This window comes from Paraclostridium sp., from assembly GCF_051656405.1.
GTDB lineage: Bacteria > Bacillota > Clostridia > Peptostreptococcales > Peptostreptococcaceae > Paraclostridium.
In genome coordinates this window covers 111,789-138,359 of record NZ_JBOGBV010000082.1, presented here as the reverse complement: position 1 = coordinate 138,359, position 26,571 = coordinate 111,789, and the positions used below count along the sequence as shown (strand labels likewise).

Genomic DNA, 26,571 nt, shown 5'->3' with positions numbered 1-26,571 from the left:
AAATCCACAAATGAATTTATTTATAACTGCGATTCTAAAGATGTTATTCATTTTTATAAGGAGGTTTTATTATGAATTCATTAACACTACTTTTAATAAGTGCACTTATTCTTTTTATAGGATATGTATGTTATGGTGGATATTTAGCTAAAAAATGGGGCGTAGATGATACAAGAAAAACACCAGCTCATACTAAATATGATGGTGTTGACTATGTTCCTGCTAAATCACCAGTATTACTCGGACATCACTTTGCTTCAATTGCTGGTGCTGGTCCTATAGTAGGTCCTATCCAAGCAGCTATATTTGGTTGGATACCTGTTGCCCTTTGGGTCTTAATAGGTAGTATTTTCTTTGGTGGTGTTCAAGACTTTGGTTCTTTATTTGCATCTATTAGGCATGAAGGTAAATCTATAGGCGAAATAATAGAATCCAATATGGGTAAAAAAGGCAAAAAGCTTTTTGCATTATTTGCTTGGTTAACTCTAGTTTTAGTTGTTGCAGCCTTTTCAAATATAGTAGCTGATAACTTTGTTTCTACCCCACAAGCTGCTAGCGCTTCAATATTTTTTATAGTTTTAGCAATTTTATTTGGTATAGCAGTTTATAGATTTAAAATGCCTTTAATTCCAGCTTCTATAGTAGGTGTTTTGATGTTATTTGGATGTATTTACTTAGGTTTTTTATTCCCTATAGCTTTGAGTAAACAAACTTGGGTAGTATTACTTATGATTTATATTTTCATAGCTTCTGTAACTCCAGTTTGGATATTACTTCAACCTAGAGATTATCTTAACTCTTATCTATTATATGCAATGATAATTGGAGCTCTTTTAGGTATTGTTATATTAAGACCAGAAATACAAATGGATGGATTTATAGGCTTTAATGTTGGAGGTCAATACTTATTCCCTGTATTATTTGTAACCGTTGCTTGTGGAGCTATTTCAGGATTTCATTCACTTGTTGGATCCGGTACGTCTTCAAAACAATTGTATAAAGAATCCGATGCTAAAAAAATAGGTTATGGAGCTATGCTTATAGAAGGCCTTCTTGCAATTGTTGCTCTTATAACTGTAGCTTATATTTCTAACAAGCAATTTGGAAGTTTATTAGGAAACGGTGGACCTGTCAACGTATTCTCTGAAGGCATTGCTAATTTCATGGCATCATTTGGTATACCATTCGGTATAGGCAAGACATTTACATCACTTGCTATATCTGCATTTGCGCTTACATCTTTAGATACTGCTACTAGGCTTGGTAGATTTATATTCCAAGAGTTTTTCGATACTAATGGATTAGACAACAAAGAAGCTACAAAAGCCAATCCGCTTAGTAATATGTATGTTTCTACAACTATAACAGTTGTATGTTCTGGTCTTTTAGCTGTTATGGGATATGAAAAAATATGGCCTATATTCGGATCTGCAAACCAACTTTTAGCAGCAATAGCATTAATGGCCATAGCTATATGGCTTGCTAATTCAAATAAGAGTTTCAAAGAATTTATAATTCCTATAATTTTTATGTTCATAGTTACTATCGTATCATTATGCTTTAATATAAAAGCTAATATAGGAGTTAATTATACCATTGTAATAATAGCAGTTCTTTTGCTTGTTTTAGCTCTCATATTAATAAAGGAAGCCCTTACGTTTATAAAAAAAGAAAAAAAGAAAAAGATTTTAAATAAATAAAAAATAAGCTATCTTAAAAAAGATAGCTTATTTTTTATTTATTTAAATAGTTAAAACTTAGATCTCTATAAAAGTTTGCTTGAGTTAAACTTATATATGGAATTAACCATAAAAAACCTATTCCAAATGTAAGTGTAGATAAAATAGCCCAGCCTATAAAACTTAACTGTATAACAAAAAATTTCCATTTATTACCTTTCATCATTTTTATACTTAATCCCATAGCTTCTATAGTACCTAAATGTTCATGCTCTATTATTATATATGGAGTTAACATTAAAGCAAGTTCAAGTATAGTTAAAAGTATTAACAATACCAATATCACCAAAATACCAAATATAAATCCTGCTCCGAATCCTGATTCTGAGAAAGTAAATACAACTGTTCCGCCTAGTGCTATACCAACTATAATAAATGTAGCTACAAATACAATTGCAGATAATATAACTGTATATATTAATGCCTTTATAAATTTACTTTTAGAAACTAAAACATCTGAAAAAGAACCATTCCCCATTTTTTCAATAAACATTAAGTAAAAGTTAGGAATTCCTATAGTTATAAACACTCCAAATCCAAATGACACTATAAACATTACTAAAGCTATTAATATAGAGTCTGATTGTCCTTGCAACATACTTATTATTATAGATGCTACACTATAAGATAGTGTCAATAATACAGGTATCTTCCAATTTCCCTTTAATTGACTTTTCGATAATTCTTTTAGTTGAACTCTATCGATTTTAAACGCCCCCTTATTTTTAATTTGTATGACATTTAAAGCTACATACATTATATTATATTAAAAACTTTTTATTTATTGATTAAATTATTAATTTATTGATATATATATATTATAAAAAAATTTTTTGAGGTGATTTTTAATGATAACGATAATTTCTCCAGCAACAACTATGAATTTTGATATAAATACTAACATTGAATCTTCTATTCCTTTTTTTGAATCTGAAGTTAAGTATCTTATATCTATTTTAAAAAAGTTAAATAAAGATGAAATAAGTACTCTAATGAATCTAAGTGATGACTTAACTAATTTAAATTTTGATAGGTATCAAACATTAGGTACTAAATCTAGCAAATACTTGCAAGCTTTACTTGCTTTTGATGGTCAAGTTTTTAATTGCATTAAAGTAAATGAATTTGATGAAAGCGACTTTAAGTTTGCAAATAATCATTTAAGAATCTTATCAGGTTTGTACGGTGTACTAAAACCTTTAGATATGATACAATCTTATAGACTTGAAATGAAAGCTAAATTAAAAAATGAACAAGGAAATGACTTATACAAATTTTGGAAAGATAAAATAACTGATTATGCTTATAATGAACTTGATAATCAGGAAAATAAAACTTTACTTAATTTATCATCAAATGAATATTCTAAAGCTATAAATATTAAAAAATTATCTAAAAGTTTTCAAGTTGTAAATGTAGAATTTAAAGACTTCAAAGAAAGTATTAATACTTATAAAGTTATAGGTATTTACTCAAAAAAAGCTAGAGGTCACCTAACTAACTACATAATTAAGAACAAAATAGATTCTATAGAAGGTGTTAAAAACTTTAATTACGATGGGTATACTTTTAATGCAAATTTATCTGATATCAATTCAATAATATTTACTAGATAGTAACAATTATTGCTTTTAGATTATAAAGTGTTATTTTGGGTATATATCATTTGACTTAAAATTTGGAGGTTTCTGACTATGAAGTATAACTACACACAAGAGTTAAATAATATATTAAATAAAACATATAAAGAAATTATTTTTAGAACGGCTGTAAGTAATGAAAACATAGATTTTTCAAAAGAAAATTTAGATAAAATAAAAAAACTACTTTTAAGTGAAAAAGTTTATATTGGAAGTGATTTAGATAAGTTTATTATAAACTGTGCTCCTTCAGGCCATGAGGGTAACTTATTTAGAGTATCAATATCAAAACATCATGATAGACTTCATCCAAGATTTGAAAACTATAAAGGAGATCCTGTATCTGATTCTAGTTATTCTAAATTTGCACTTTTACTTTGGGAAGAACATATGAACAATTTATTAATATCAGATATTCAATCATTATTTAGCCAAGAAGGATTTGTAAACTTTGTGAATAATGATTTAGATAGTTATTTGAACGAATTATCAATTAAGTTAGATAGATATAAAAATAATTCAATAAAAATAGAATTTAAAAACAAAGAAAGCTTATTGAGCACAATTGCTGATATGATAGCTAATGAAACTCTTGATTTTGAATTTGCTCATATATTAGTTGATATGGCTAAACTTAGAGATGATATGGCTAAAATGTCTACTACATTTGACGTTTATAATGAATTCGATAAATTAGAGGACGATACTAAATATTGTATAATAAATTATCCTAAATATAATTATGACGAATTAATTGAGGTATTGACAAAGGATTATGGATTTAAATTATTAAATGAAAATTGTTTATTAAAAAATAAGTAAAACAAAAGGGTAACTATATAATTTTAGGAATAAAATTTTTATAGATACCCTTTTATAATTGATTTATTATCTTTTTATTACGTTTCCAAAAAAGTCAACATCTATATGGTCAAACTCTACATTTGTTTTTCCTTCATAAGTAATATATATACCATCAATCCATTTACCTTTGTAATCTCGTTGAAGTAAACTTTCAACAATTGTGTATGCTGTTATACTAGCGCCTGTACTTCCTTGAAAAAATTTACTACTCCACAATTTGTTTTCTTTATCCTCTTTAATATTTATGTAAGCTATGTTATTTTCTATTTTAGTTAACTCTATAGGAGCATTTTTAAATTGCAGTTTTGATACTTCTTTGATAATTATATTGACCTTATCATTCATAGATAAATTATCATCGATTTTAATATTACTTATAACTTTCTTTTCACTTGTATTAGAATCCATACTTATTATTTTAGCGTCATAAGTTTCTGATTTTTTTTCATTATTTTGTTTATTATTATTTAAATTACTAGATACTTCCATCTTAGATTTATTATCACCTTTAACGTCAACCTTGTTGTTGCATCCGCTTAAAGCCAACATACATATAAATATTAAACAAAAAACTTTTTTAAACTTATTCATGGTTATACCTCCATATTTTACATATAACATCTATTTTAATTATATGAATCAAATATAGAAATATTTTATATATTTTTAGTTGTTTATACTGCTTAATTCATTAGACAATTCTTCATCTTCTTTGGCCCATAAGAGAGTTCTATCCACTGCCCTTTTCCATCCTTTATATAAAATAGTTCTTTTTCTATCATCCATAATCGGCGTAAATTCCTTGTCTATTTCCCATTTTTCTTTTATTTCTTCTATACTTTTATAAAACCCTACTGAAAGTCCTGCAAGATATGCAGCCCCTAAAGCTGTAGTTTCTATTATTTTAGGTCTATCAATATTCACGTTTAATATATCTGATTGGAATTGCATTAAGAAATTATTTGCACTTGCTCCTCCATCGACTCTAAGGCATTTCAACTGCATTTTAGAATCATCTTGCATAGCCATTAAAACATCTTTTGTTTGATATGCTATAGATTCTAATGTAGCTCTAACTATATGCCCTCTTTTTGCTCCTCTTGTCAATCCAAATATAGCTCCTCTAGCATACATATCCCAATAAGGAGCCCCCAGACCTGTAAATGCAGGAACTACATAAACGCCATTAGTATCTTGAACTTGATTTGCATAGTATTCAGATTGTCCCGAATCATATATTAACCTAAGTTCATCTCTTAACCATTGAATCGATGCGCCTCCAACAAATATACTTCCTTCTAAAGCATAATTAATTTTTCCATCTACACCCCACGCTATAGTAGTCAATAATCCTTTTTCTGACTCAACTATCTTATCACCTGTGTTCATTAATAAAAAGCACCCAGTTCCGTAAGTACTTTTAACACTACCTTGCTCAAAACATGTTTGCCCAAATAATGCAGCTTGTTGATCTCCTGCACATCCTGCTATAGGTATTTGTGCACCAGCTAACATTTCTGAATCTGTGTATCCATAAATTTCACTAGATGGTCTAACTTCAGGCAACATACTCTTTGGTATGTTTAGCTCATCTAGAATTTCTTCATCCCATCTCAAATCTTTTATATTGAAAAGCATTGTTCTTGATGCATTTGAATAATCTGTAACATGAACTTTTCCTCTTGTTAAATTCCATATAAGCCATGTATCTACAGTCCCAAATAAAAGTTCTCCATTTTCAGCTTTTTCTCTTGCTCCTTCTATATTTTCTAAAATCCAATTTATTTTAGTGGCCGAAAAGTATGCATCTATCAAAAGTCCTGTTTTTTCTTTTATAGTAGCTTCTAAACCTTTAGATTTTAATTTATCACATATGTCTGCTGTTCTTCTGCATTGCCACACAATAGCATTATATACTGGTTTACCTGTATTTTTATCCCATACAATTGTAGTTTCTCTTTGATTTGTTATCCCTATTGCTGCAATTTCATCAGGTCTTATAAAAGATGTTTCTAGCACTTCTCTTAGTACACCACTTTGACTTCCCCAAATTTCCATAGGATTATGTTCAACCCAAGAAGCCTTTGGGTATATTTGAGTAAATTCCTTTTGTGCACTTGAAACTATATTACCATATTTATCAAATAATATTGCCCTTGAACTAGTAGTTCCTTGGTCTAATGCTATTATATATTTCTTTTCCATAGTACTTCTCCTTAAGTTACTTTGTTAGCATATTGTTCTTTAAGTAAATATTAGCAATAAAACAAACCTACTACAATAATTTTAAATAAAGTTATTTTTTAAACAACTTATCTTATATATATTTCATATTCGCATTTTTTATAAATTATAGGAGTTCCATTGGTTTTATCATTATCAAATTGAACAACTTCAATTTTGTGTTTACCCTCTTTAAAATCATTTTCACATATAGTTAACGTAACAGAACTTGCTTTTCCTAGTTTCTCAACTGTATTTAACTTTCCATCTATATATATATAACTTGCTCTAGAATCATCAAAGTCTTTTGAACTAAGCCCAATTTGTCCTAAACCTTTTTTTTCATCTCTATATATAGTAGGAATAGAACCATCTTCTGAATTTGAAACATTAGTAGTAACTACAATACTTCCCTTACCTATATCCCCTTCAACTCCAGATGGGATTGTTTTTTCAACTTCAACTCTATTTTCAACAACTTCCTTAGAACATCCAACAGTAAACACCATCATTAAACACAATAAAAATAATAATTTTTTCATTACATCCTCCAAAATCTCAATATTATTACTCTTTATTGTTCCCAATTTTATACAAAAAAAGCATGAATTAATATATTAATTCATGCTTTTAAAAGAATTATTTTAATAAATAATTATTAACGTAGCATTTTATATTGCCTTTTTTGACAATTATGCAAAGAAAATAACTACTTACTAAAGTTTTATTATGCAGCTTCTAATTCTTCTTCATCTTTTTCTTGTCTAGATTTTATAAACTTAAATATATAATGAACTGCCATACCTACTCCAATAGCAAATACTAAGTCAAATACTACCGTAAATGTAAAAGTTATAAGCAGTACTAAAACATCTGATTTACTTGAAGATAATAACTCCTTAAAATGAGCCCATTCTCCCATATTATATGAAACAATAATAAGTATAGCTGCTAAAGTCGTCATTGGTATCAGCTTTGCAAAAGGCATAAGAATAACCATTATAAGTAATAATGTTATAGCATGTACCATTCCTGATATAGGACTTCTACCCCCATTTTTTACATTTGCAGCAGTTCTTGCTATAGCTCCAGTTGCAGGAATTCCTCCAAATAAAGAAGATACAATATTTCCTAATCCTTGTGCTACAAGTTCCATATTTGAGTCATGTTTATCATCTATCATATTATCTGAAACTACACAAGAAAGTAGTGATTCTATAGCTCCTAATAGTGCAATTGTAAGTGCTGGATTTATTAAGTTTATGATTGTTTTTACATCCATATGTGGTATTTGTGGCTTAGGTATTGAAGATGATATTTCACTAAATCTAGTACCTATTGTATCTGTTGGTAAGTTTAATAAATTTACAGCTAATGTAGAAACTATTAGCGCTATTATTGATGCTGGAACCTTTTTATTTACCTTAGGCCAGTAAATTAAAATTAAAATACAAGATAGTCCTATTAGAAATGATGCTATATCAAAAGTAGATATATTTTGTATATAGCTTTCAACTTTTCCTATAAATTCTGCTGGTACATCCGCTATTTTAAATCCAAAAAAATCTTTTAATTGAGTTGTAAGTAATGTTACTGCTATTCCGCTCGTAAATCCTACTGTGATTGTTTGTGGTACATATTTTATTAAAGATCCAAATTTAAGTAGTCCCATAACTACTAATATAATTCCTGCCATCATTGTAGATGTTATAAGTCCCGTTATTCCGTAAGTTTTAACTACTCCATAAACAATTACAACAAATGCTCCTGTAGGTCCTCCTATTTGAACCTTACTACCACCTAGAAAAGAAATTACAAATCCTGCAAATATAGCAGTTATAAGACCTTTCTCTGGTGATACTCCTGAAGATATAGCTAATGCTATCGAAAGTGGTAAAGCTATTATAGCAACTATGATACCTGCTATTATATCTTTTCCAACTTGATCTTTAGTAAGCTCATTATCTTTCATCATTTTAAATAACTTTGGTGACACAAAAACACTTCCTTCCAAAACTAAATATTGCAACATTTAATATATTAATCCTATTTTTTGATAAAGTCCATACATAATTTTTAAAATTTGTGTTAAAAACAAAAAAGATACTTCGCAATCGAAGTATCTTTTTTGTTTTTTAAATTTCGTTCAGTTTTTGTAGTAGTTCTTCTAAATCTATGCCATGTATATATGCAGCTTGCTCTAAAGTTTCCATTTGTGCTGAAGGGCAGCCTAAGCATCCCATTTCGTAAGACATCAAAATATTTACTGAGTCCGGTTTTTTATTAATTAAATCTCCTATTAAGGTATTTTTATCTATTTTCATTTTAAATTCTCCTTTAATAATAGTTCGTATTTTACCAATTTTATTACATCTTAATATTATAATATTTTTAAACTTTTTTCTGTAACATACGTTACATTTTTAAATATTTTATTAATAATTAAAAGCATGAAAATCTTTATTATGGTAAAATTTTATTTTACATTAAAATTTTACATTTCCATTTATTTTCTTTTTAATGTTTTTATGATAAAATATGTTATATATTTATGCTTGCTTGAATATAAATTTAATTGTGAAACTTGTACATACTATAAATATATTTTAAATTTCAAGCATAACTTGTTATCATAATTTAAATTTGAAATAATCTAGGAGGATTAATATGAGCTTAAAAGACAAATTCGCATCATCATACGCTAGATCTAAAACAATGTCTGGCCCTGAAAAAAAAGCTAATGAAATAATGGGGAAATTATTACTTAAAAAGAGTATTATTCCTATGATCATAATGTTAGTTGTTTGGATGACAGGTATATACTTTAAAGTTAATGGTTGGGTATTATTCGGAATCGTACTTGTTATCGCTGTTGGTACTTACTTTTACATTAAAAAACAAGGTGACAAATATCAAAACTTCAAACCTTTTGTTGGAAATTTAATAAGCCTTGAGAAAAAGGGTAAAAAAGAATATGTAGCTATAATAAAACAAGGTAAAAGAGTTGATAAGTTACAAATAAAATATGGTGGCGAAGAGTTAGAAAAAGTTAAAAAGAACCAATTAGTTCAAATAAGTTATAATAAAGATGAAAAAATTGCAATCGTTGTAACTAAATAATTTTTTCAAAGGAAAAGCTTCTACTAAATTAATGTAGAAGCTTTTTTATGTTACTCTTTTAATACATACTTTTTATATATTTTAAGCGCATTTGCAAGTTGATCTGGGCAAGATGATTCTCTATTTTTACATGGGATTTTTTCAAATGCTTCTATAATTTCATCAATATTCTTACCTTCAATCAAATTTTTAATTCCTATTAGATTTCCTGCACAACCCCCTTCAAATATAACATCTTTTAACATGTCTCCCTCTATGTCTAATAAAATTGATTTTGAACAAACACCACTAGTATAATATCTATACATACACATCACCTTATTTTAATATTTTATACATATTTATTTATAAACATTGTAATTTATGAGGATTTTAAATATTTTTTTATAATTTATATTTTATATATATCAATTAGTAGTTATAATTATAATAATAGCTATATTTGCTCTGAATATATTAGATAGATTGTGTATATAATCTATTAGATTACCTTTTAGGATGTGATGCTTATGAGTGATGTATTAAAAGAAAACAAACTAAACTTATTTAATAATTTATTTAAACTTTTATTTCTTATGTTTTGGGTTATGTTTTGGTTTATAGGAATAATCCTTACAGATTATAAATTTAATAAAATAGCAATATACTTTTTTATTGCATATAGTTCAGTTTGTATAATATATATTATTAGTTATGTAATTTATATGAAAACCTCAAATAATTTTGAAAAAAAAATAGAAGTTTTTTATAAGATTTCAACGCTTTTATCATTTATTTTCTCCACATTAAGTTACTATATATTCCCTATTAGTATTATGTGGTTTTTAATTAAGCTATCATTATTATTTACATATATGTATATTTCTATATTAAAAGTTTATAAATACAAACTTGAAGAAGGCGTTGTTGGTATACTAGCATCTGCTTTAATGCTATTTATGTTTCTTAGATACTAAGAGTATTACTTTTTTGAAATATTAGACATATTTAGTATTTTTTGATATTATTTATCTTAGTAGTAAAATACTATTAATAATCAAATAAAAAGGAGTTATTATAATGGAAAGAACAGTTTTAGCCACTATCGGTGAAAAAGAAATAACTAATATTGATATCGAGAATGCTTTAAAAAGCTTAGACCCATACCAAGCTATGCAATTTAATACAGAAGAAGGTAAAAAAAGATTACTAGAAGATTTAGTAAATCAAGAGTTATTCTACCTTGAAGCTAAAGACGAAAATTTACATAATGACGAAAACTTCAAAGCTGAAATGAAAAGAATAGAAGAAAATATGTTAAAACAATATTCTATAAATAAAGTTTTATCATCTGTTAAATTAACTGATGAAGAAATAGCTAACTTCTATGAAGCTAACAAAACTAAATTTGTTAAACCTGAAACAGCATCTGCTAAACACATATTAGTTGATACTGAAGAATTAGCTAACGATTTATTAAACAAAATAAATAGTAATGAAATATCATTCGAAGAAGCAGCTAGAGAGCATTCTTCTTGCCCATCTAAAGATGCTGATGGAGATTTAGGTACTTTCCCTAGAGGACAAATGGTTCCTGAGTTCGAAGAAGCTGTATTTAGTATGAATAGAGGAGACGTACAAGGTCCAGTTAAAACTCAATTCGGATATCACTTAATCAAAGTAGAAGATAGACACGAAGGTGGTCAATCTGAGCTTGATGAAGTTAAGGAAGAAATAGCTAAAAGCTTAATGTACCAAAAGCAAAATGAAGTTTACTCTACAAAAATAAACGACTTAAAAACTAAGTATAATAATTTAGTAAAATTAAACGACTAATAAAAAAAGATAACTAATGGCTAAACATTAGTTATCTTTTTTATGATTTAATTTTTTCATAGCAATATTCAATTATATCTCTTCTTTTAATTATCCCAATAAAAATATTTTGATCATCTATAACTGGCACAAAGTTTTGGTTCATAGATTTAGATATCAAATCTTCTATATTTGCATTTATAGATACAGGTTTATTGTCCATTCTTCTTTTTACATCACATACATATACATCTTCTATGGCTTTTAATTCTAAATTTAAATCATTTTTTAGATACCATAGTAAGTCCCCCTCTGTAATAGTCCCTACATACGCACCTTCACGATTTATAATAGGTATAGCAGAATATCTATGATACTCCATCTTCTCTAATGCCTGTCTCATTGTATAGTCATCATATATATATGCTACTTCACTTTTGGGTGTTATAAAAAATAGTATATTCAAATACTACACCTCCTATTAAGTAGTATAAACTTAAAAATACATCTATCCATATTTTATCATATATTTAATAAGATTTGAATAAATTAGATTTTATTTCTAATTAAAAAAATTCGATTTGCTTGAGCGATTTTTTAATACCTTAATATAAAAAAGCTATTTTTATTTAAATAAAAATAGCTTTTTTATTATTAATAATTAACTTTTATTAAATGAAACTTTATCGATTTATCACTCCACCCTAAATCCCAAGGAACTAATAACCTATCAGTATTGTGACACGTTACAAGTGGATAACCTTTAGAATCTACTCCAGTGACCGTAGATACATGAGTTATTCTACCATTTTTCTCATAAGCAACTATATCTCCAGGAGTCATGCTATATGCTAGCTTGTACACTTCTTCGTACGAACCTTTTCCTATCAATGATCCTCTTCCACTATATACCAAATAATTTTTAAATCCTTGAGCATTTACCCAAGCTTTAGTTCCTTCTGTTCCCTCATAATTCCAGGTTCCATTTTTCTTAAATCTTCCACTTTCAAACATAATTTGAGATGCATAGTTTGCACAATCTCCTCCATCAGGATTGAAATCTTTATATTTTGAATTAAATTTCATTCCATGTTCTTCATCTGCTGCAGCTCCACAATACCTATGTGCATAGTCAATTGCTTTAACCTGTTCAGTAGTTAAATTGGAATCCTTTTTTTCTTGAGCCAATATATAGTTTCTAATATCATCGGATTTTATGTTATCTAGATGAAGAGAATCTGCAAATGGATCAGTGTACCATTCTTTTGTAATTATATATTCATTATCTACAATTCTCATATTAAGATAATGATATGTTCCTATCCTAAACATATTCTTCATATCCGGATTATTCTCATAAGAGTAATTGTATTCAGTAGATACAGAACATATAATTCCATATAAATTTTCCTCTTTTTCTTTTACTTTACTAATTTTAACTCTAGTTTTTATATCATTAAATTTAACACCTTGTTTATATGACCAATTTTCTAAATATTTCATTTTAGTTACTTCTTGTTCATATGCCCATAATCCAAATTTATGATTTACATCATATAATTTTTTCAAAACATCATCATTTTTAGTCAATATAGCCTCATTTCTATGATCAAACAAATTTTCAAGTAAAAGTTGAAATTGTTCTTTTTCTGGGTCTTTATTAACTTTTACGATTTCATTTCCTCTTATAAATGCATTCAACTTTAGTTCATTTTTATTGTTTAAAATAATTGTAGTAATAATACAAATTCCTGCTAATACTAATATTCTCCTTAGTTTTTTGCCTTTTGGATTTTTTATGTTCAAGTTTGTTCCTCCTATCAAATAATAGACTTTATCTTAAGAATATAGAGTATTTCAAAGCTAATATAATATTTTACATAGTTTTTACATTTTTTTAGCCAAATATAATTAAATTTATGGTATAATTGTCTAACATTAAATTAAAGGAAAGAGGTGCTCAGTTGCTAACAAAAATGAAACTGTCTAAAGTAAATAATGTTCTTACTAATAATATATATGCAAATTTTCGTTTTTTAAGTGAGGAAAATTTTGGTGATGTCTCAAAACTCTACGAAGAAGTGAGTAATTCTATGGATAATAAAAATTGGTTAAAAAGTAGAGATCATGCCGGATTAAAAAAAACCGTCGATAATGGTGGTTTTATAATTGGTTGTTATGTAGGTTTAGATCTTATTGCTTGTGCTCTTTGTGATGTCCCTAGCATAAAGGATTTAGAACTTTTATCTTCTTTAGGAGTTTCTGTAGAAGACTTTAAAAGCACTTATATATCAGGTTTTGTTATGGTTCATCCTATGTACAGAGGTAATTCGCTTCAAAGTAAATTACTTGATTTAAGAATAGATATAGCTAAATCTCAACGTAAAAAATATATATTAACAGTAGCTGCTGTAGATAATATTCACAGCATAAACAATATTTTAAATAAAGGATTTGAATTTAAAACTCAACAAGAAAATGAGTATGGAATTTTAAGAAACATATTCTTAAAAGATTTATTCCCTTGTGATGAAAATGAAAATTTCATAGATAACAACATTATGACTGATGTAATATAAAAGAGACCTTTGAAATAAAGGTCTCTTTTTCCACGTTGTAAGGTTCTTATATGTCTTTGTACTTCATAGTATATATTATTCATAATTGTTAATTTTGCTACACTTTAATTTGAAAGATAAGTAACACTTATTATTTATTTTTATAATATATTATTAAGTTAGTTTATACTTTTCAAGGGGGTATTTTATGAATATTAATGATAAGGCAAAAGATTTAGCATTGTGCATAAGAAGTACTAGCGAGTTTAAAACTATGAATAAAGCAAAGAAAGATCTTGATAGAAATTCAACTTTAAGAAAACAATTTGATGAATATGTAAAAAAGAAAAACCATATATATTCTAGATATAAAATAGAGGATGCCTCAAAAAAAATAAGTCAATTAAATAGAGATTATGATAAATTTTTTAATCATCCTCTAGTTTCTAATTATATGAATGCAAATAGGGATTTTAATACGATGATGGAAAACTTATATAAACAAATAGAATCTGAATTAACTAAATAAAAAATAAAAGAGACGATTACGTCTCTTTTATTTTTCAAAGTGTTGATAGTCTTTTAAATTGGACCATTCACCGCCCCATGTCCAACCTCTTTTAGTAAAGGCATTATAGCATGCATCACCCTTTTTTATCATACCTTTAATATTTTCATTTCTTTCTATGTAATCTTGCCCTTTCTTAGGACTTACAACTCCATTTTTGACCATAGGATTAATAAGAGGGTTTATATCTATAGCTAATCCTTTTGAATGGTTTGATAACACCTTTGAACCGTCTACAACTCTATAACAAAATGAAGATGTATTATTGTCTGACATAGATAATTCATCATCTGCACCATAATTATCAATTAGACTTACTTTTTCTATAGGATACTTATTTTCGTAAAGTTCTTTAAATATATCTATAACTTCTTTCGATACTTCTTTACTAACTACCATATCCCCTATGTGTGGCTTATTATCAAATCCATAGTATGTTATTTTTAAATAATCCAAAGAATTTTTATCAACAGAATCTTTATCAGGAATAGATTTTCCAATCATCTTTTCATATATATTATCTGGAATATTTTGAACTTCAAATAAAGGTTTAAATTCTTCTTTCTCTATTTTTTTAGTTACTTTTTCATCATTAGATTCTTTCTTTAAATCAGATTTATTACACCCAATACATACTAAAATCACGCAACTAATTATAGCTACGTATAAATTTTTTTTTAAAAACATTATAACTTTTCCTTTCTGTGCTTAAAGTTAACTATACATATATTATATTATTATGTTACACCAAAAAAATCAAAGCTCATAGCTAATAACTATGAGCTTTGATTTTTTTATTTAATTAATCTTCTAAATTATACATCATATTGTTCATCATATTTTGCATATACATATAATAGTTCATCCACATATCTTGCATTTCTTCCATTCCCATATTTTCCATATACATATATGGCTCATCCATTGATGGATATTTATTTGCAAATTCACCCATATGTTGCATTGGTTCCATATTATATATAGGATTTATATATAATCCAGTTTCCTCTTCTTTGATTAACATTATATCGTCTAAATTACAATATTCATCATCATTTTGATTGTTATTTTGTCCATTACAGAAGTTAAATTCACATCCGCATGGTTGTTTTACTTCTTTTTTAGGTTTGCAATAAGTTGGACTTACATATTTAGGTTCGCATGTACAACTTGGTTTTTCTTCTTTGCATGTGTGAGTTGGTTTACATGGTTTTTCTTCTTTACATGTATGAATTGGTTTGCATGGCTTACATGATTTCTTTTCTTTACATGGTTCTTCTACTCCTAGATCCACGTAGCAAGATTTTTTCGGCTTACAGTCTTCCATTTCATAACATCCAGCAATTTTTTCTTGGCATTTTTTCATCATATCTTCACATTTTTTAGATTTACCTTCGTATTCTTTTATCTTTTCTCCAGCAACTTTGTAACAATTCATAGCCTTTTCATCACACTTCATAGCTTGAGAATATAGACATTTTGCTTGTTCATTTACATTTTGAGATTTTTCATATAAGCATTTAGCTTTTTCACAGTATTGTTCTGCTTCATCCCCTGCTTGCTCTGCTTCTTTGTATAAACATTTTGCTCTTGCACAAAGGTCTTCCGATTTACATAAAAGTTGATTTGCTTGTTTTCTAAGTTTTTCAGCTTCTGTTTCATTTTCTATAGACTCTTTAGCTAATTTTTTAGCTTTAGCTTCTAATGCTTTAGCTTTTTTATCAAATTCTTTAGCTTCTTCATATGACTCTACAGCCAAGCATTCACAATCTAAAGCTTTTTTAAATAATCTTTCAGCTTCTTGTGCTAGCTTAACACATGTATCATCAAATTTTATTTCACAGTCACCACATGGACCTGGAGGACAGCAAGTTGGTTCTAATTTTTTTACCGGTTCACATTTTTTATAAACTGGTTTTTTGCATGGTTCACAGTAGCTTTCCTTTTCTTTTTTTGGATTGCAACCTATATTTGCAGAACAGCTATTATAACATTTTTTCTTTTTTCTCATTGTACTCATAGCTAGTCAAAACCCCTTTGTTGTATTTTATTTTAACTAAGCAAATTAATATGCTTAATACTAATTATATGAAAGTATCTTGGTGTGGTTACTAATAATGTCTAAAATATATACAAAAATTACCTTTAAATTTATTTTTTTCTTACTATAAATTTTCTTTTATTACATAAGATATATATGAATTAAAATTTATATCAAAACACTAAATTATAGTTGATTGGAGTGATTAATTTGGATAATAACAAAATTAATAATGAAAAAATTAATAATCAAATTGATGATTATACTAAAAAAGGACAAGAGTATGTAGAAAAAGCTGAGCAAAAAGCTAATGAACTTTTATCAAAAGCTAATGGTGTTGCACATGATGTTGTTGATAAAACAAACGATATGGCTGAAGATGTGGAAAATGCAGTAAAAAAAAAGACAACTATGAGTCTAAAGTAGGCTATCCTTATGATGAATGTTGCTGTGGTACTAGTTTTGAGTGTTTTGATGAACCAAAAACTACAGTTGACTATATAAAGGATTATGCTAAAGAACATCCTGTAATTACAGCTACAGCAGTTTCTGCTACAGTTTTAACAGGACTTAGCTTAGTTAGTCCAAAAACAAGAAAAGTAACTGTACCTGTTGCTAAGTATGCAGTTAAGCAACAAGCAAAATTCACTTTAGGAGTTGGAATGTTAGCTATGGCTACTTATTTATCAAGTAGATCTGACTTTAACTCTTATAATTAATAAAAAAGGAGCTTTTAAAGCTCCTTTTATTTTAAATATTTCTAATATTTATTTGTTGTGATTTTATATCTACATTATATTTATTTTGATTTTCTTTATTTTGGTTTATAGTTCCATTAAATTTTTTCATAGGTTCATGATTATTATCTTTTTCATCTTCAAAGTATATATTCTCAGATGCGTCTAAATTAAATTCTATATTATATTTATCTGTAGGTAAATCTAAATATGTCATTCCATTTTTATTATCTATATTTAATTTTTTTGCAATAGGAACTGTAGATTCTATATTTATACTAGGTGAATACTTTGTTGCTATTATATTAAATGTTTCTGGTATAAAGTTTTCTATATTTTCAATAAATACATCATCAGGCATAGATTGTAAATATACTCCTGCAGTAGTACTTATATTTATATTTTTTATTCCTAATATTTCACTAGCTTTTAGATTTATATCTCCATTTGAACTTATAGTTAAGTTCTCTAAACTTTTAACTTCTTTTGGTAGTGTAATTTGACTGTATTCAGTTGAAAAAGTTACGCTTTCATTTAACACATCCTTATCTGTTATAATTAGATCTCCATATCTAGTTTTCGCTTGTATATCTACATTATTTGGAACATACACAATTATTTTATTTGAACCTAAGTTTAGCATATTTATTACAGCATCCCCAAATCCCTGAACTTCAATATCTATATGTCTATTTTCTTCATTCTGTTTTATATCAAATGTGTTTTCTTTGTTATCTATAGTTAGCGTATTATTATTTAAAGTACCCACTTGAACAATTTTTAATTTGTCAGAGTTACTTTTTTTAATTTCTACATTTATATTTTTAGTGTCTATGTCTAATTGTTTTACATCAACCTGCTTTTCATATATTGTAACTTTTTCACTTGCTTTCTTTGCACATTCATTTATATAGTTAGTTGCAAATGGTACTGCAGCTATCGATGATGATATAGTCCCTATAATTCCTATAGCAATCAATATAACTGCAAATATAGTTATTTTTTTATTCATCTATATCATCTCCTTTATAATTTATTTTGTTTTCTTTTGCATGTATATATTTTTTCTTATTTCTTAACCAGTTTATATATTGCTTATATATTTTTTTTCCTAGCTTCATAATATATAAATAAACCTGTACTACTAATATATCAAATCCTATAATTCCTATACTAGAAAATACTATAAGTGCAGCTATAGAGCTATCTAATCCAAACAATGGTCCTGAAGTTCCTAATAACGCGATAAATGCTATGTTTAATGCCCCAATAGTTAATCCTGCACTTGCCATCATTATTATAAATAAAACCCAAATACACATTAATCCAAAACTCAAACAAGCTAGTAGTACCTTTATAAGTTTAGTTGATAATCCCTCATCATCATTTTTTAAATTTGGAGTTAACTTATTATTTATAACATCTTTAGTTTTGTAGTAACTGTCTTTTAATCTTAATTTTGCTTGATTTATACCATCATAAAATTTATCAAATTTTTTGTTACTACTATTAATTTTGCTTTCTTTCATTTCTCCTACTAAATCTCTAACTATAGATTTAGGTGATCCTAGGGATTCTATAATTTGCAAATCACTTTTTCCTTCTATTTCTCCATCTATAAAGTATTCTTCATAATCTCTTAATATATCATTGACCTCATCATCAGAAAAGTGATTAGATAAATAGTCTTTTAATATTTCTAAAAATTCTCTTTTATTCAACCTTAATACCTCCTTAATCTAAATTAATAAGATAATCTACTGCATTGGTAAAGTTTTTCCATTCTTTTATAAGACTTATTAAATTTTCTTTACCTAACCCCGTTATCTTATAATACTTTCTAGCTGGCCCTTCATTTGATTCTAATATATATGTCTCAAAATACCCTTCTTTAGTCAAACGTCTAAGTAAAGGATATATAGTTCCTTCATTCACTTCTATAACCTTAGAAATGTTTTGAACTATTTCATATCCATACATATCTTTTTTAGATATAAGAGCTAGAACACATATCTCTAAAACACCTTTTTTGAATTGTGTATTCATTTACTCCATCCTTTCTATAAAGTAACTACTATGCTTTATATAGTACCTTGTTTAATCATCGTCATAACCATATGATAGCACACTACTGTGCGCTACACAATACCTTGTTAAATTTTTTATTCACTTCCATTTGCTCCCTCTCACTAAAAAGAGTCGTACTTTATCACAAAGTTTAAGTGCCACTATCTAAATTTAACCGACATTTACAGGCATGATTTTAAGACTGTATGGAGGAAATTTAGATAGTGACACTAATTAAAACTTGTGAAAAGTACGACTTTTTAACTTTTATTATTTAACGTATTCTGTTACTAATTTTATAGTTTCTATAATAGACTCTAAATTAGTTCTTTCATATCCATGAGATGCAAATATCCCAGCACCTATTAAAGCTGTTTTAACGTCATATCCAGCTTTTAACATAGCTCCTGCATCTGATCCGTAATTAGGATAAGTATCAACTTTATATCCTATATTATTATCCTTAGCAATTTGAATAAGTCTATTTGTTAATTCATAATCATATGGTCCACCTGAATCTTTTGCACATATACATACATCGTATTCAGTTGAGTTTTGACCATCTCCTGGGCACCCCATATCAATAGCTATAAATTCTTTAGTTTTTTCTGGCACAGCTGCTGATGATCCATGTCCAACCTCTTCATAATTACTGAAGAAAAAGTTTACAGTATGTTTTGGTTTTATTCCAACAAGCTTTAGATACTCTATAACATATAAAGCTGCTGCAACTGAAGCTTTATCGTCTAAATGTCTAGATTTTACAAATCCAGAATCAGTTATTTTAACTCTAGGGTCAAAAGATATAAAGTCTCCTACTTCTATTCCTAATTCTTTAGTATCTTCTTTAGAACAAACTTGCTCATCTATAACAACTTCATAGTTAGCTGGAACTCTTGGAAGTTCTCTACAATCAGAGTGTATATGCACAGATGGTTTTATAGTTTGAATAGTACCTTCATAAACCTTTCCACATCTTGTATGTATTTTACAGCATTCACCCTCAACCGAAGTCATCATATATCCACCAACTTGAGTTAATGCCAATCTTCCATTTCCTTTAACTTCTTTTACCATTGCCCCTAATGTATCTACATGGCAAGATAAAGTCTTTTGATATTCATCGTCATCACCTTTTATTGTAGCAACTACAGCACCCTTATTTGTTACTTTATAGTCTACATTTAAAGTTTTTAAAACCCCTGTTATATACTCCATTATATTTTGAGTATAACCAGATGGACTTGGTATATTTAACACTTCCGTTAAATATTTTTTTACTAACTCAGATTTATATTCCATAACCTAAACCTCCCTATTTTTATAAGTTTCCTATAATTAAATAGTAAAATAAATAAATTATTGTTAGAGATATTAATATTTTTTCTATTCCAATCACTAAAAGTTCCATTTTTTTAATTGGAATATCAGTACTATCTACATATATCATGTTAGTACTAATTGATATCGTTTGCACTATAGATATTATAAATATTATAAGACCAGATATATCTTTTATCCCATTATTTATAAATTCTATATACCTTCCCCCATTAAACATACCTAAACATAAAGCTTCGTTTATTTGAACTTTTGATGGTAAATTAAACATTTCTATAATTGGATAAGTAATTTCACCTATAGTGTCAATCAATCCTGTATTATTTATTAAAAACTCTCCTACAAATATAATTATAACTAAATTGGGTAATATTGTCATAATTATATTAAATGATTCTTTAAAATTTTCAAACATGTAAAATATTAACTTATTATTTTTTTTAGTAGATAAGTGTCTCCTTATTGCATTTTTAAACTTATCCTTTTTAAAACTACATTCTTTGTAAGAATTTTTGTATAAGTAAGATTTTTTCTTAACTTTTAAAGGCCATATCCTACACATTAAAAAGTTAACAACTAAGGATAAATTTATAACCATAAAAATAGTAAATGCTACAGACTTTAAACTTAATTCATCTGCTAAATAGTAACAATTTAAAACACTAGTAAAAGAAAAGCAAGAAATCATTATACACGCTTCATTTTGTCTAAGTTTTCCTTTTTTATATAGCTGACTAGTCATAAACATCCCACTAAATATATCTACAAACAAATACACTAATATATTTAATACACATTTTCCACTTAGTTTAAAAGCTTTTTTAGTGTATTTTTGAAAATATACTTCAAAAATCTCCAATAGTCCATACTCTGTTATAAGAGGTAAAAAGAAAGAACTTATCGATAGAATAATCACCGATTTTAATAAAAAATCTCTCATAAATAGTAAACTACTATTATTGTATGCTCTAAATTCAATTTTAGAAAAAATTATAAGTATAAATAATATACTTATAGGTTTTATGCACTTTATTATATTACTAAGTGCATCATATTCCTTTTCTTTATGCTTAATTATAGGTACTATAGATCCTATAGATACCATGATAAATAAATATAACTTAATTAATTCTAGATACCTAGATTGAATAAAAAAGTATAAATGATATATAATTGTATTTGTAGAACCTTTTAAATTTATTGGCAAGAAAAATATAAAAATACCACAAATAGAATATATTACTATTCTAAATGAATCCATTAATTCAAAATTTTTATACTCATTACCTTTTTCTTTTGTATCAATTCCTTCCATTCATTACCTCCATACATATGAATATATAATTGATTTAATATTTATATAAATGTATAATACTATCATTAATTAAATTTAAAAAAAGAGGTGATATATTGAATAACACCAAAAAAACAATATTGATTCTTACCGCTCAATTTGGAGCCGGACATATAAGTGCAGCTAACGCCATTAAAGAATACATACTTGAAGAACAACCTTCATATAAAGTTGTTATACAAAACTTTATAAGTGCAAGTGTTCCAAAAATGAATAAGCCACTTGTTAAACTTTATGAAGCTAATACAAAATATACTCCTGGACTATACAATTATTATTACTATTTAAAAAAATCATTTGACTCTAAGCATGATATAGCTTATAAAATGTATACTCCAAAATTATCTAAGTATATAATGGAAACTAATCCAGATCTTATAATTTCAACGTTTCCTATGGCTTGCACTTGTGTTGACTATTTTAAAACTAAAAACCCTGAGTTTAAAGTTCCAACTATTACAGTAGTTACTGACGTTGTCGATAGCCTTGAATGGATTTATCCAACTACTAATATGTATTTTGTAGCTTCTCATGAGATAAAAAATAGATACGTTCAAAAAGGCATAAATCCTAATATAGTTAAAGTAACTGGGGTTCCTGTAAAAAAAGAATTTGAGCACAACTCAGAAAAAACTTCATCTCAAAAACATAAGCTACTTATAGTGGGTGGTGGTAGAGGTTTATTTGATATGGAGGATGATTTTTTTTACTACATAGATGATTTATTAGACTTAAATGGAGATGCATTAGAAGTCACTATAGTGTGTGGTAAAAATCAAAAACTTTATGATAAATTAACAGAAAAAAAACCTCTTAAAAACATTAATGTTTTAGGATTCGTAACAAATATGCCATGTTTATTAAAAGAACATACATTATTGATAACAAAACCTGGTGGTGCAACTTTATTTGAAGCTATAAAAAGTGAAATTCCGGTAGTTGTTATGCTTCCTAAAGTTGGACAAGAAATAGAAAATGCTCGATTTATAATAGATAAAGGTATCGGCATTGTATATAACGATGAAGATGACTTAAAAAACTTATTAGATGCTTTAGTTGATAAAAGATTAAATGATCGAATAAACTTCATGGTAGATAATATAATTAATTTTAAAAATTCTATAGATTATAATAAAATTGCATCTTTTGTTACACAATTAATAGGGACTTTGTAAAATAGTCCCTTATTTATTAATATTTTTATATTTGTTAATATTTATTATCTTTGATTCATTTGTAACAAATTTAATATTTTTTATATTACTTTTAGTTAATATATATTTTGTATTCTTTATAAATTTAGAAATTAGTACAGCTTCTCCAATAAAAAATATAATACATATTGAAGCTTCAATGTTTAAATTGTTCAAATATCCTGCTTTTCCTAAGCTAAATACTGAATGAGATTTTACTAAAATTAATATTAATATATGGATAGTTACAATTGATGTAATCTTATAAAATTCTTTATATAAGTTATTTTTTTTGATTGAGTTAATGATTTGAATTTGACTGAAATTAAGGATTTTTAATATATCTATGTATATCTGTTTAAATATGTTTCTATCTACTAAGTTTAATATCCCTATAACTATAGAAGCAATTATTAAGCAATATATATTATATATATATATATGATAAGGCTCATTTAATCCTATCTTTAAAGATTGCATAAAGGTGTATCCAATTGAAAAAAACAAACCTGAAAAATTAAACCTAAACTGATTATATTTAATAATCATAGAGTATGCAATTAAAATCATAGTAGTAGTCATAAGAGAATATATTTTAGATTCTCCTTTAAATATAGAAAATAGAACAATCGGAGCAATAAAATATACCAAGGCATCTCCTATAAGCCTTTTTTTCATAAATCCACCTCCATTTTATTGAATATTTCAAATCTTCCTGTAATTTTTCTCTATATAAAATAAATTCTATTAAACTACTTTTTTTCCTCCTTTTCCATAGTTTTTATTAACAAAAATAAAGACTATCTAACGAAAGTTATATGGATACATATTACTTTACCTAGATAGCCTTTATTTTATTATGCTACTTTTTCAGTTTTTGAATTTTCATTTTTATCATCTTCTAATAAACCTAATTTTTTAGCTAATATTTTTGTAGTACTAGCTTGTACTATTAATGTTATTAAAATTGTCATAAATACAACTGATGAAATTATTTGATAACCTGGAAGTTGCATAGATACAATTATTCCTGATAAAGCCGCTGGTATAACCCCTGTTTCTCTTACCCACATCATAAACAACTTATCTTTAAAATTCCATTTAGCTTGTCTATCAAATAATGTACATACTAAAACTACTAATGGTCTTGCTACAAACATTAAAACTAAAACTACTAATAATGAAGGTAACCAATATTGTGCTAGTGCAGATAAGTCTACATGAGTTCCTAAAACTATAAATATAGCCATTCTACATAATGCTCCTACACTCTCTCTAAAACAATGCTCTGCATGAAAATCAATATCTGGTACCCATAGTCCAAATAATTTTCTATTTCCTGCTATAAGTCCTGCTATAAATACAGCCATATATCCACTTCCATGTAACTTAGTAGCTATTTCATAAGCTAATGCAACTTTTAAAACAGAAATTATTGGTGCATATGAGTGGAATACACCCCATTTTTTATCTGAAACTAAAAGTGAAAATAATAAACCTATAACAACTCCAACTGCTAACCCTACTACTACTGAAATTAATAATTCCTTTGCACTTTCACCAAGTGAAAATGATCCTGATGTTATAACTGCTAATAAAGTACTTACTAGTATTGCTCCTACTGCATCATTAAATGCTGATTCACTTACTACTGTTTGCTTAATTTTATCTTTTATTGCAACTTGCTTAAATACTGGTATAAGTGCTGCTGGGTCTGTAGATGCTATTACTGCACCTATAAGTAAAGCCGTCATAATTGATACTGGGAAAATCTTACTAGTTGCTAATCCAACTACAACCGTAGATATTACAACTCCTAAAGTTGAAAGTAGACCTACACTAATTTTAACTTTATTTAAAACTTTTAAATTTATCTCTCTACCGCCTTCATATAATATAAATGCCGATCCGAAAGTCAGTATAAGATTATTTTCTATTGGAAAAGCTTCTATACTTATTATATTTAAAACAGCTGGTCCTATTATTATTCCTGCTATTAAATATAAAATTACATCGGGTAATTTTAGTATTTCACTTAATTTACCTAATACTATACCTGTTACTACTACTACTGAAAATATAAACAATAGATTGTTGGTAGCAATTGCCTCCATTGTATTTTCCATACTGTTCACCCCATTCTTTCCATTAATTAGATTTCTAACCGTTTTCTTATCAAACAATTTATAATTATAGTACTCTTGAAATATAAAGTCAATTACTTAGCAATATTTCATTATATTTCAAAAAATCAAACAATTTTCTTCACAACCTTTTTATTTTAATTTTTTTCGAATAATTGGTAATACCAATTTTAAGAATAAAACAAATTCAATAAAATTCTTTTTTTATTAAATCAAACAATAAAAAAGCTTATATAATAAACTTTTAATTTTTTATCATATAAGCTTTTAATTTCAATGTTTTTTTAATTTTTATTTAGAAGTTATATCTAAAGGATTTTTTAACTCTCCATTTATTGTTACTTCAAAATGAACATGATTACCTGTTGAACGTCCTGTGGATCCTACCTTAGCGATAGGTTGTCCTTTATATACTAAATCACCCTCGTTAACTATGTTCTCACTATTATGTCCATATATAGAAGTTTTTCCATCAAAATGTTTTATAGCCACTACATTTCCATATCCATTTTGAACACCCGAAAAACTTACAACCCCATAGTCAGTAGCTAATACTTCAGTTCCATAATCAGCAGGTATATCTACACCCTTATGAAGCTTTCTTTCTTTAGTTATAGGATGAATTCTATAACCAAAAGGCGAACTCAACTCTGTAAATCCTGGAACAGGCCAAGATCCATAATTTACTTTTCCATTCATTTCATTTTTTAAATTATTTTCTTGATTTTCTAAATTTTTAACTTTATCATTTAAAGATAATTTCGAATCCTCTAAAGCTTTTATTTCTGACTCTACAGAATTTTTTAATAAATCTTCATTGTCTTTTAAGCTATTTTCATCATCAACAAAGTTTAATTGAACAACTTCCACATCATTATTTTCTTTTTGAATTAACTTTTTTTCTTCTATAGATTTATCTATATCTGAAATTTTTTCATTGATATTTCTTTGTTCAATTTTTAAGTTGTATATATCTTTTACAATTTGTTCACCTGCTGAATTTTCATTTTCTGCTCCATATATATTAAGTGTACTCATAGTCGTTATTAAACCTACAGCCATTAATATTTTAAAACTCTTAATCATACTTTTTCCTCCTTCTTAATAACTATTTCTTAATATAGACAAGTTAAATATAAATTATTCAAAATTTAACTTAATATCAATCACAATGGACAATCAAACTTA

At 26.9% G+C, this 26,571-nt stretch carries 30 protein-coding genes; 10 read left to right on the top strand and 20 right to left on the bottom strand.

Going from position 1 to position 26,571, the window contains the following annotated elements; translation table 11 throughout:
* Positions 1-71: 71 nt before the first annotated feature.
* Complete coding sequence (locus tag ACRDDE_RS13815; RefSeq protein ID WP_438628186.1) at positions 72-1,700, top strand: carbon starvation CstA family protein; 1,629 nt, start codon at positions 72-74, stop codon at positions 1,698-1,700.
* A 34-nt stretch (positions 1,701-1,734) separates the two neighbouring features.
* Here ACRDDE_RS13815 and ACRDDE_RS13810 read toward each other — a convergent pair whose 3' ends face one another.
* A complete protein-coding gene (locus tag ACRDDE_RS13810; RefSeq protein WP_438628184.1) occupies positions 1,735-2,496 on the bottom strand; it encodes a DUF975 family protein in 762 nt (253 codons plus the stop codon).
* A gap of 91 nt (positions 2,497-2,587) precedes the next feature.
* Here ACRDDE_RS13810 and ACRDDE_RS13805 point away from each other — a divergent pair, with 91 nt between their 5' ends.
* Both ACRDDE_RS13805 and ACRDDE_RS13800 read left to right on the top strand, forming a co-directional pair.
* On the top strand, positions 2,588-3,355 hold the full coding sequence (locus tag ACRDDE_RS13805; protein ID WP_438628182.1) for a YaaA family protein: 768 nt from the start codon (positions 2,588-2,590) through the stop codon (positions 3,353-3,355).
* Between the two features lie 78 nt (positions 3,356-3,433).
* The gene (locus tag ACRDDE_RS13800) at positions 3,434-4,201 is read left to right on the top strand and encodes a hypothetical protein (RefSeq protein WP_438628180.1); all 768 of its coding nucleotides are present in this window, start codon (positions 3,434-3,436) and stop codon (positions 4,199-4,201) included.
* 66 nt (positions 4,202-4,267) lie between these two features.
* On the opposite strand, the gene ACRDDE_RS13795 is transcribed toward ACRDDE_RS13800, so the two are convergent.
* The 5 genes from ACRDDE_RS13795 to ACRDDE_RS13775 all read right to left on the bottom strand — a co-directional run bounded on the left by ACRDDE_RS13795 (position 4,268) and on the right by ACRDDE_RS13775 (position 8,790).
* The gene (locus ACRDDE_RS13795; protein WP_438628178.1) at positions 4,268-4,834 is read right to left on the bottom strand and encodes a hypothetical protein; all 567 of its coding nucleotides are present in this window, start codon (positions 4,832-4,834) and stop codon (positions 4,268-4,270) included.
* A 75-nt stretch (positions 4,835-4,909) separates the two neighbouring features.
* On the bottom strand, positions 4,910-6,448 hold the full coding sequence (gene glpK, locus ACRDDE_RS13790) for a glycerol kinase GlpK (protein ID WP_438628176.1): 1,539 nt from the start codon (positions 6,446-6,448) through the stop codon (positions 4,910-4,912).
* A 107-nt stretch (positions 6,449-6,555) separates the two neighbouring features.
* Positions 6,556-7,008 carry a hypothetical protein gene (locus tag ACRDDE_RS13785; RefSeq protein ID WP_438628174.1) on the bottom strand — a complete coding sequence of 151 codons (453 nt, stop codon included), beginning with the start codon at positions 7,006-7,008 and terminating at the stop codon, positions 6,556-6,558.
* 185 nt (positions 7,009-7,193) lie between these two features.
* On the bottom strand, positions 7,194-8,462 hold the full coding sequence (locus tag ACRDDE_RS13780; RefSeq protein ID WP_438628172.1) for a SulP family inorganic anion transporter: 1,269 nt from the start codon (positions 8,460-8,462) through the stop codon (positions 7,194-7,196).
* A gap of 139 nt (positions 8,463-8,601) precedes the next feature.
* Positions 8,602-8,790 (bottom strand): DUF1858 domain-containing protein, encoded by a 189-nt coding sequence (locus tag ACRDDE_RS13775; RefSeq protein WP_438628170.1) that lies wholly within the window; start codon positions 8,788-8,790, stop codon positions 8,602-8,604.
* 343 nt (positions 8,791-9,133) lie between these two features.
* On the opposite strand from ACRDDE_RS13775, the gene ACRDDE_RS13770 reads away from it, so the two are divergent.
* A complete protein-coding gene (locus tag ACRDDE_RS13770; protein ID WP_021433602.1) occupies positions 9,134-9,586 on the top strand; it encodes a hypothetical protein in 453 nt (150 codons plus the stop codon).
* A gap of 50 nt (positions 9,587-9,636) precedes the next feature.
* Here ACRDDE_RS13770 and ACRDDE_RS13765 read toward each other — a convergent pair whose 3' ends face one another.
* Complete coding sequence (locus ACRDDE_RS13765; protein WP_021429622.1) at positions 9,637-9,894, bottom strand: TIGR03905 family TSCPD domain-containing protein; 258 nt, start codon at positions 9,892-9,894, stop codon at positions 9,637-9,639.
* A 201-nt stretch (positions 9,895-10,095) separates the two neighbouring features.
* Between ACRDDE_RS13765 and ACRDDE_RS13760 the strand changes: the two genes are divergently transcribed.
* Together ACRDDE_RS13760 and ACRDDE_RS13755 are read left to right on the top strand one after the other, a co-directional pair.
* Complete coding sequence (locus tag ACRDDE_RS13760; protein ID WP_343454675.1) at positions 10,096-10,542, top strand: hypothetical protein; 447 nt, start codon at positions 10,096-10,098, stop codon at positions 10,540-10,542.
* A gap of 103 nt (positions 10,543-10,645) precedes the next feature.
* Positions 10,646-11,401, top strand: a complete 756-nt coding sequence (locus tag ACRDDE_RS13755) for a peptidylprolyl isomerase (RefSeq protein WP_438628167.1) — start codon at positions 10,646-10,648, stop codon at positions 11,399-11,401.
* A gap of 40 nt (positions 11,402-11,441) precedes the next feature.
* Here ACRDDE_RS13755 and ACRDDE_RS13750 read toward each other — a convergent pair whose 3' ends face one another.
* Positions 11,442-11,846 carry a CBS domain-containing protein gene (locus ACRDDE_RS13750; RefSeq protein WP_438628165.1) on the bottom strand — a complete coding sequence of 135 codons (405 nt, stop codon included), beginning with the start codon at positions 11,844-11,846 and terminating at the stop codon, positions 11,442-11,444.
* A gap of 188 nt (positions 11,847-12,034) precedes the next feature.
* The gene (locus ACRDDE_RS13745; protein ID WP_438628188.1) at positions 12,035-13,180 is read right to left on the bottom strand and encodes an amidase domain-containing protein; all 1,146 of its coding nucleotides are present in this window, start codon (positions 13,178-13,180) and stop codon (positions 12,035-12,037) included.
* A 164-nt stretch (positions 13,181-13,344) separates the two neighbouring features.
* On the opposite strand from ACRDDE_RS13745, the gene ACRDDE_RS13740 reads away from it, so the two are divergent.
* Together ACRDDE_RS13740 and ACRDDE_RS13735 are read left to right on the top strand one after the other, a co-directional pair.
* Complete coding sequence (locus ACRDDE_RS13740) at positions 13,345-13,959, top strand: GNAT family N-acetyltransferase (RefSeq protein ID WP_038285323.1); 615 nt, start codon at positions 13,345-13,347, stop codon at positions 13,957-13,959.
* A gap of 187 nt (positions 13,960-14,146) precedes the next feature.
* On the top strand, positions 14,147-14,467 hold the full coding sequence (locus ACRDDE_RS13735; RefSeq protein WP_438628163.1) for a YlbF family regulator: 321 nt from the start codon (positions 14,147-14,149) through the stop codon (positions 14,465-14,467).
* Between the two features lie 27 nt (positions 14,468-14,494).
* On the opposite strand, the gene ACRDDE_RS13730 is transcribed toward ACRDDE_RS13735, so the two are convergent.
* Both ACRDDE_RS13730 and ACRDDE_RS13725 read right to left on the bottom strand, forming a co-directional pair.
* Positions 14,495-15,193, bottom strand: a complete 699-nt coding sequence (locus ACRDDE_RS13730; RefSeq protein ID WP_438628161.1) for a M15 family metallopeptidase — start codon at positions 15,191-15,193, stop codon at positions 14,495-14,497.
* Between the two features lie 115 nt (positions 15,194-15,308).
* Complete coding sequence (locus ACRDDE_RS13725; RefSeq protein WP_438628159.1) at positions 15,309-16,526, bottom strand: hypothetical protein; 1,218 nt, start codon at positions 16,524-16,526, stop codon at positions 15,309-15,311.
* A gap of 231 nt (positions 16,527-16,757) precedes the next feature.
* Here ACRDDE_RS13725 and ACRDDE_RS13720 point away from each other — a divergent pair, with 231 nt between their 5' ends.
* Complete coding sequence (locus ACRDDE_RS13720) at positions 16,758-16,973, top strand: hypothetical protein (RefSeq protein ID WP_438628157.1); 216 nt, start codon at positions 16,758-16,760, stop codon at positions 16,971-16,973.
* Positions 16,974-17,055: 82 nt separating this feature from the next.
* On the opposite strand, the gene ACRDDE_RS13715 is transcribed toward ACRDDE_RS13720, so the two are convergent.
* The 6 genes from ACRDDE_RS13715 to ACRDDE_RS13690 all read right to left on the bottom strand — a co-directional run bounded on the left by ACRDDE_RS13715 (position 17,056) and on the right by ACRDDE_RS13690 (position 22,007).
* Positions 17,056-17,196: a hypothetical protein gene (locus ACRDDE_RS13715; RefSeq protein ID WP_167402919.1), complete on the bottom strand. Its 141-nt coding sequence runs from the start codon at positions 17,194-17,196 to the stop codon at positions 17,056-17,058.
* 101 nt (positions 17,197-17,297) lie between these two features.
* Positions 17,298-18,296, bottom strand: a complete 999-nt coding sequence (locus ACRDDE_RS13710; RefSeq protein ID WP_438628155.1) for a DUF4097 family beta strand repeat-containing protein — start codon at positions 18,294-18,296, stop codon at positions 17,298-17,300.
* Positions 18,289-19,005 (bottom strand): DUF1700 domain-containing protein, encoded by a 717-nt coding sequence (locus ACRDDE_RS13705; protein WP_438628153.1) that lies wholly within the window; start codon positions 19,003-19,005, stop codon positions 18,289-18,291. Before ACRDDE_RS13705 ends, ACRDDE_RS13710 begins: the two co-directional genes overlap by 8 nt.
* Positions 19,006-19,018: 13 nt before the next feature.
* Entirely contained in the window at positions 19,019-19,330 is a 312-nt protein-coding gene (locus ACRDDE_RS13700) for a PadR family transcriptional regulator (RefSeq protein ID WP_021429543.1), read from the bottom strand.
* 291 nt (positions 19,331-19,621) lie between these two features.
* On the bottom strand, positions 19,622-20,653 hold the full coding sequence (locus ACRDDE_RS13695) for a M42 family metallopeptidase (RefSeq protein ID WP_438628151.1): 1,032 nt from the start codon (positions 20,651-20,653) through the stop codon (positions 19,622-19,624).
* A gap of 19 nt (positions 20,654-20,672) precedes the next feature.
* Positions 20,673-22,007: a YjiH family protein gene (locus tag ACRDDE_RS13690; RefSeq protein ID WP_438628149.1), complete on the bottom strand. Its 1,335-nt coding sequence runs from the start codon at positions 22,005-22,007 to the stop codon at positions 20,673-20,675.
* A gap of 95 nt (positions 22,008-22,102) precedes the next feature.
* On the opposite strand from ACRDDE_RS13690, the gene ACRDDE_RS13685 reads away from it, so the two are divergent.
* A complete protein-coding gene (locus tag ACRDDE_RS13685; RefSeq protein WP_438628147.1) occupies positions 22,103-23,221 on the top strand; it encodes an MGDG synthase family glycosyltransferase in 1,119 nt (372 codons plus the stop codon).
* Between the two features lie 9 nt (positions 23,222-23,230).
* Here ACRDDE_RS13685 and ACRDDE_RS13680 read toward each other — a convergent pair whose 3' ends face one another.
* The 3 genes from ACRDDE_RS13680 to ACRDDE_RS13670 form a co-directional block, all read right to left on the bottom strand.
* Positions 23,231-23,917: a hypothetical protein gene (locus ACRDDE_RS13680; RefSeq protein WP_438628145.1), complete on the bottom strand. Its 687-nt coding sequence runs from the start codon at positions 23,915-23,917 to the stop codon at positions 23,231-23,233.
* Between the two features lie 179 nt (positions 23,918-24,096).
* Positions 24,097-25,365: a cation:proton antiporter gene (locus ACRDDE_RS13675; RefSeq protein ID WP_438628143.1), complete on the bottom strand. Its 1,269-nt coding sequence runs from the start codon at positions 25,363-25,365 to the stop codon at positions 24,097-24,099.
* 309 nt (positions 25,366-25,674) lie between these two features.
* The gene (locus tag ACRDDE_RS13670; RefSeq protein ID WP_438628141.1) at positions 25,675-26,469 is read right to left on the bottom strand and encodes a peptidoglycan DD-metalloendopeptidase family protein; all 795 of its coding nucleotides are present in this window, start codon (positions 26,467-26,469) and stop codon (positions 25,675-25,677) included.
* Between the last annotated feature and the right edge of the window lie 102 nt (positions 26,470-26,571).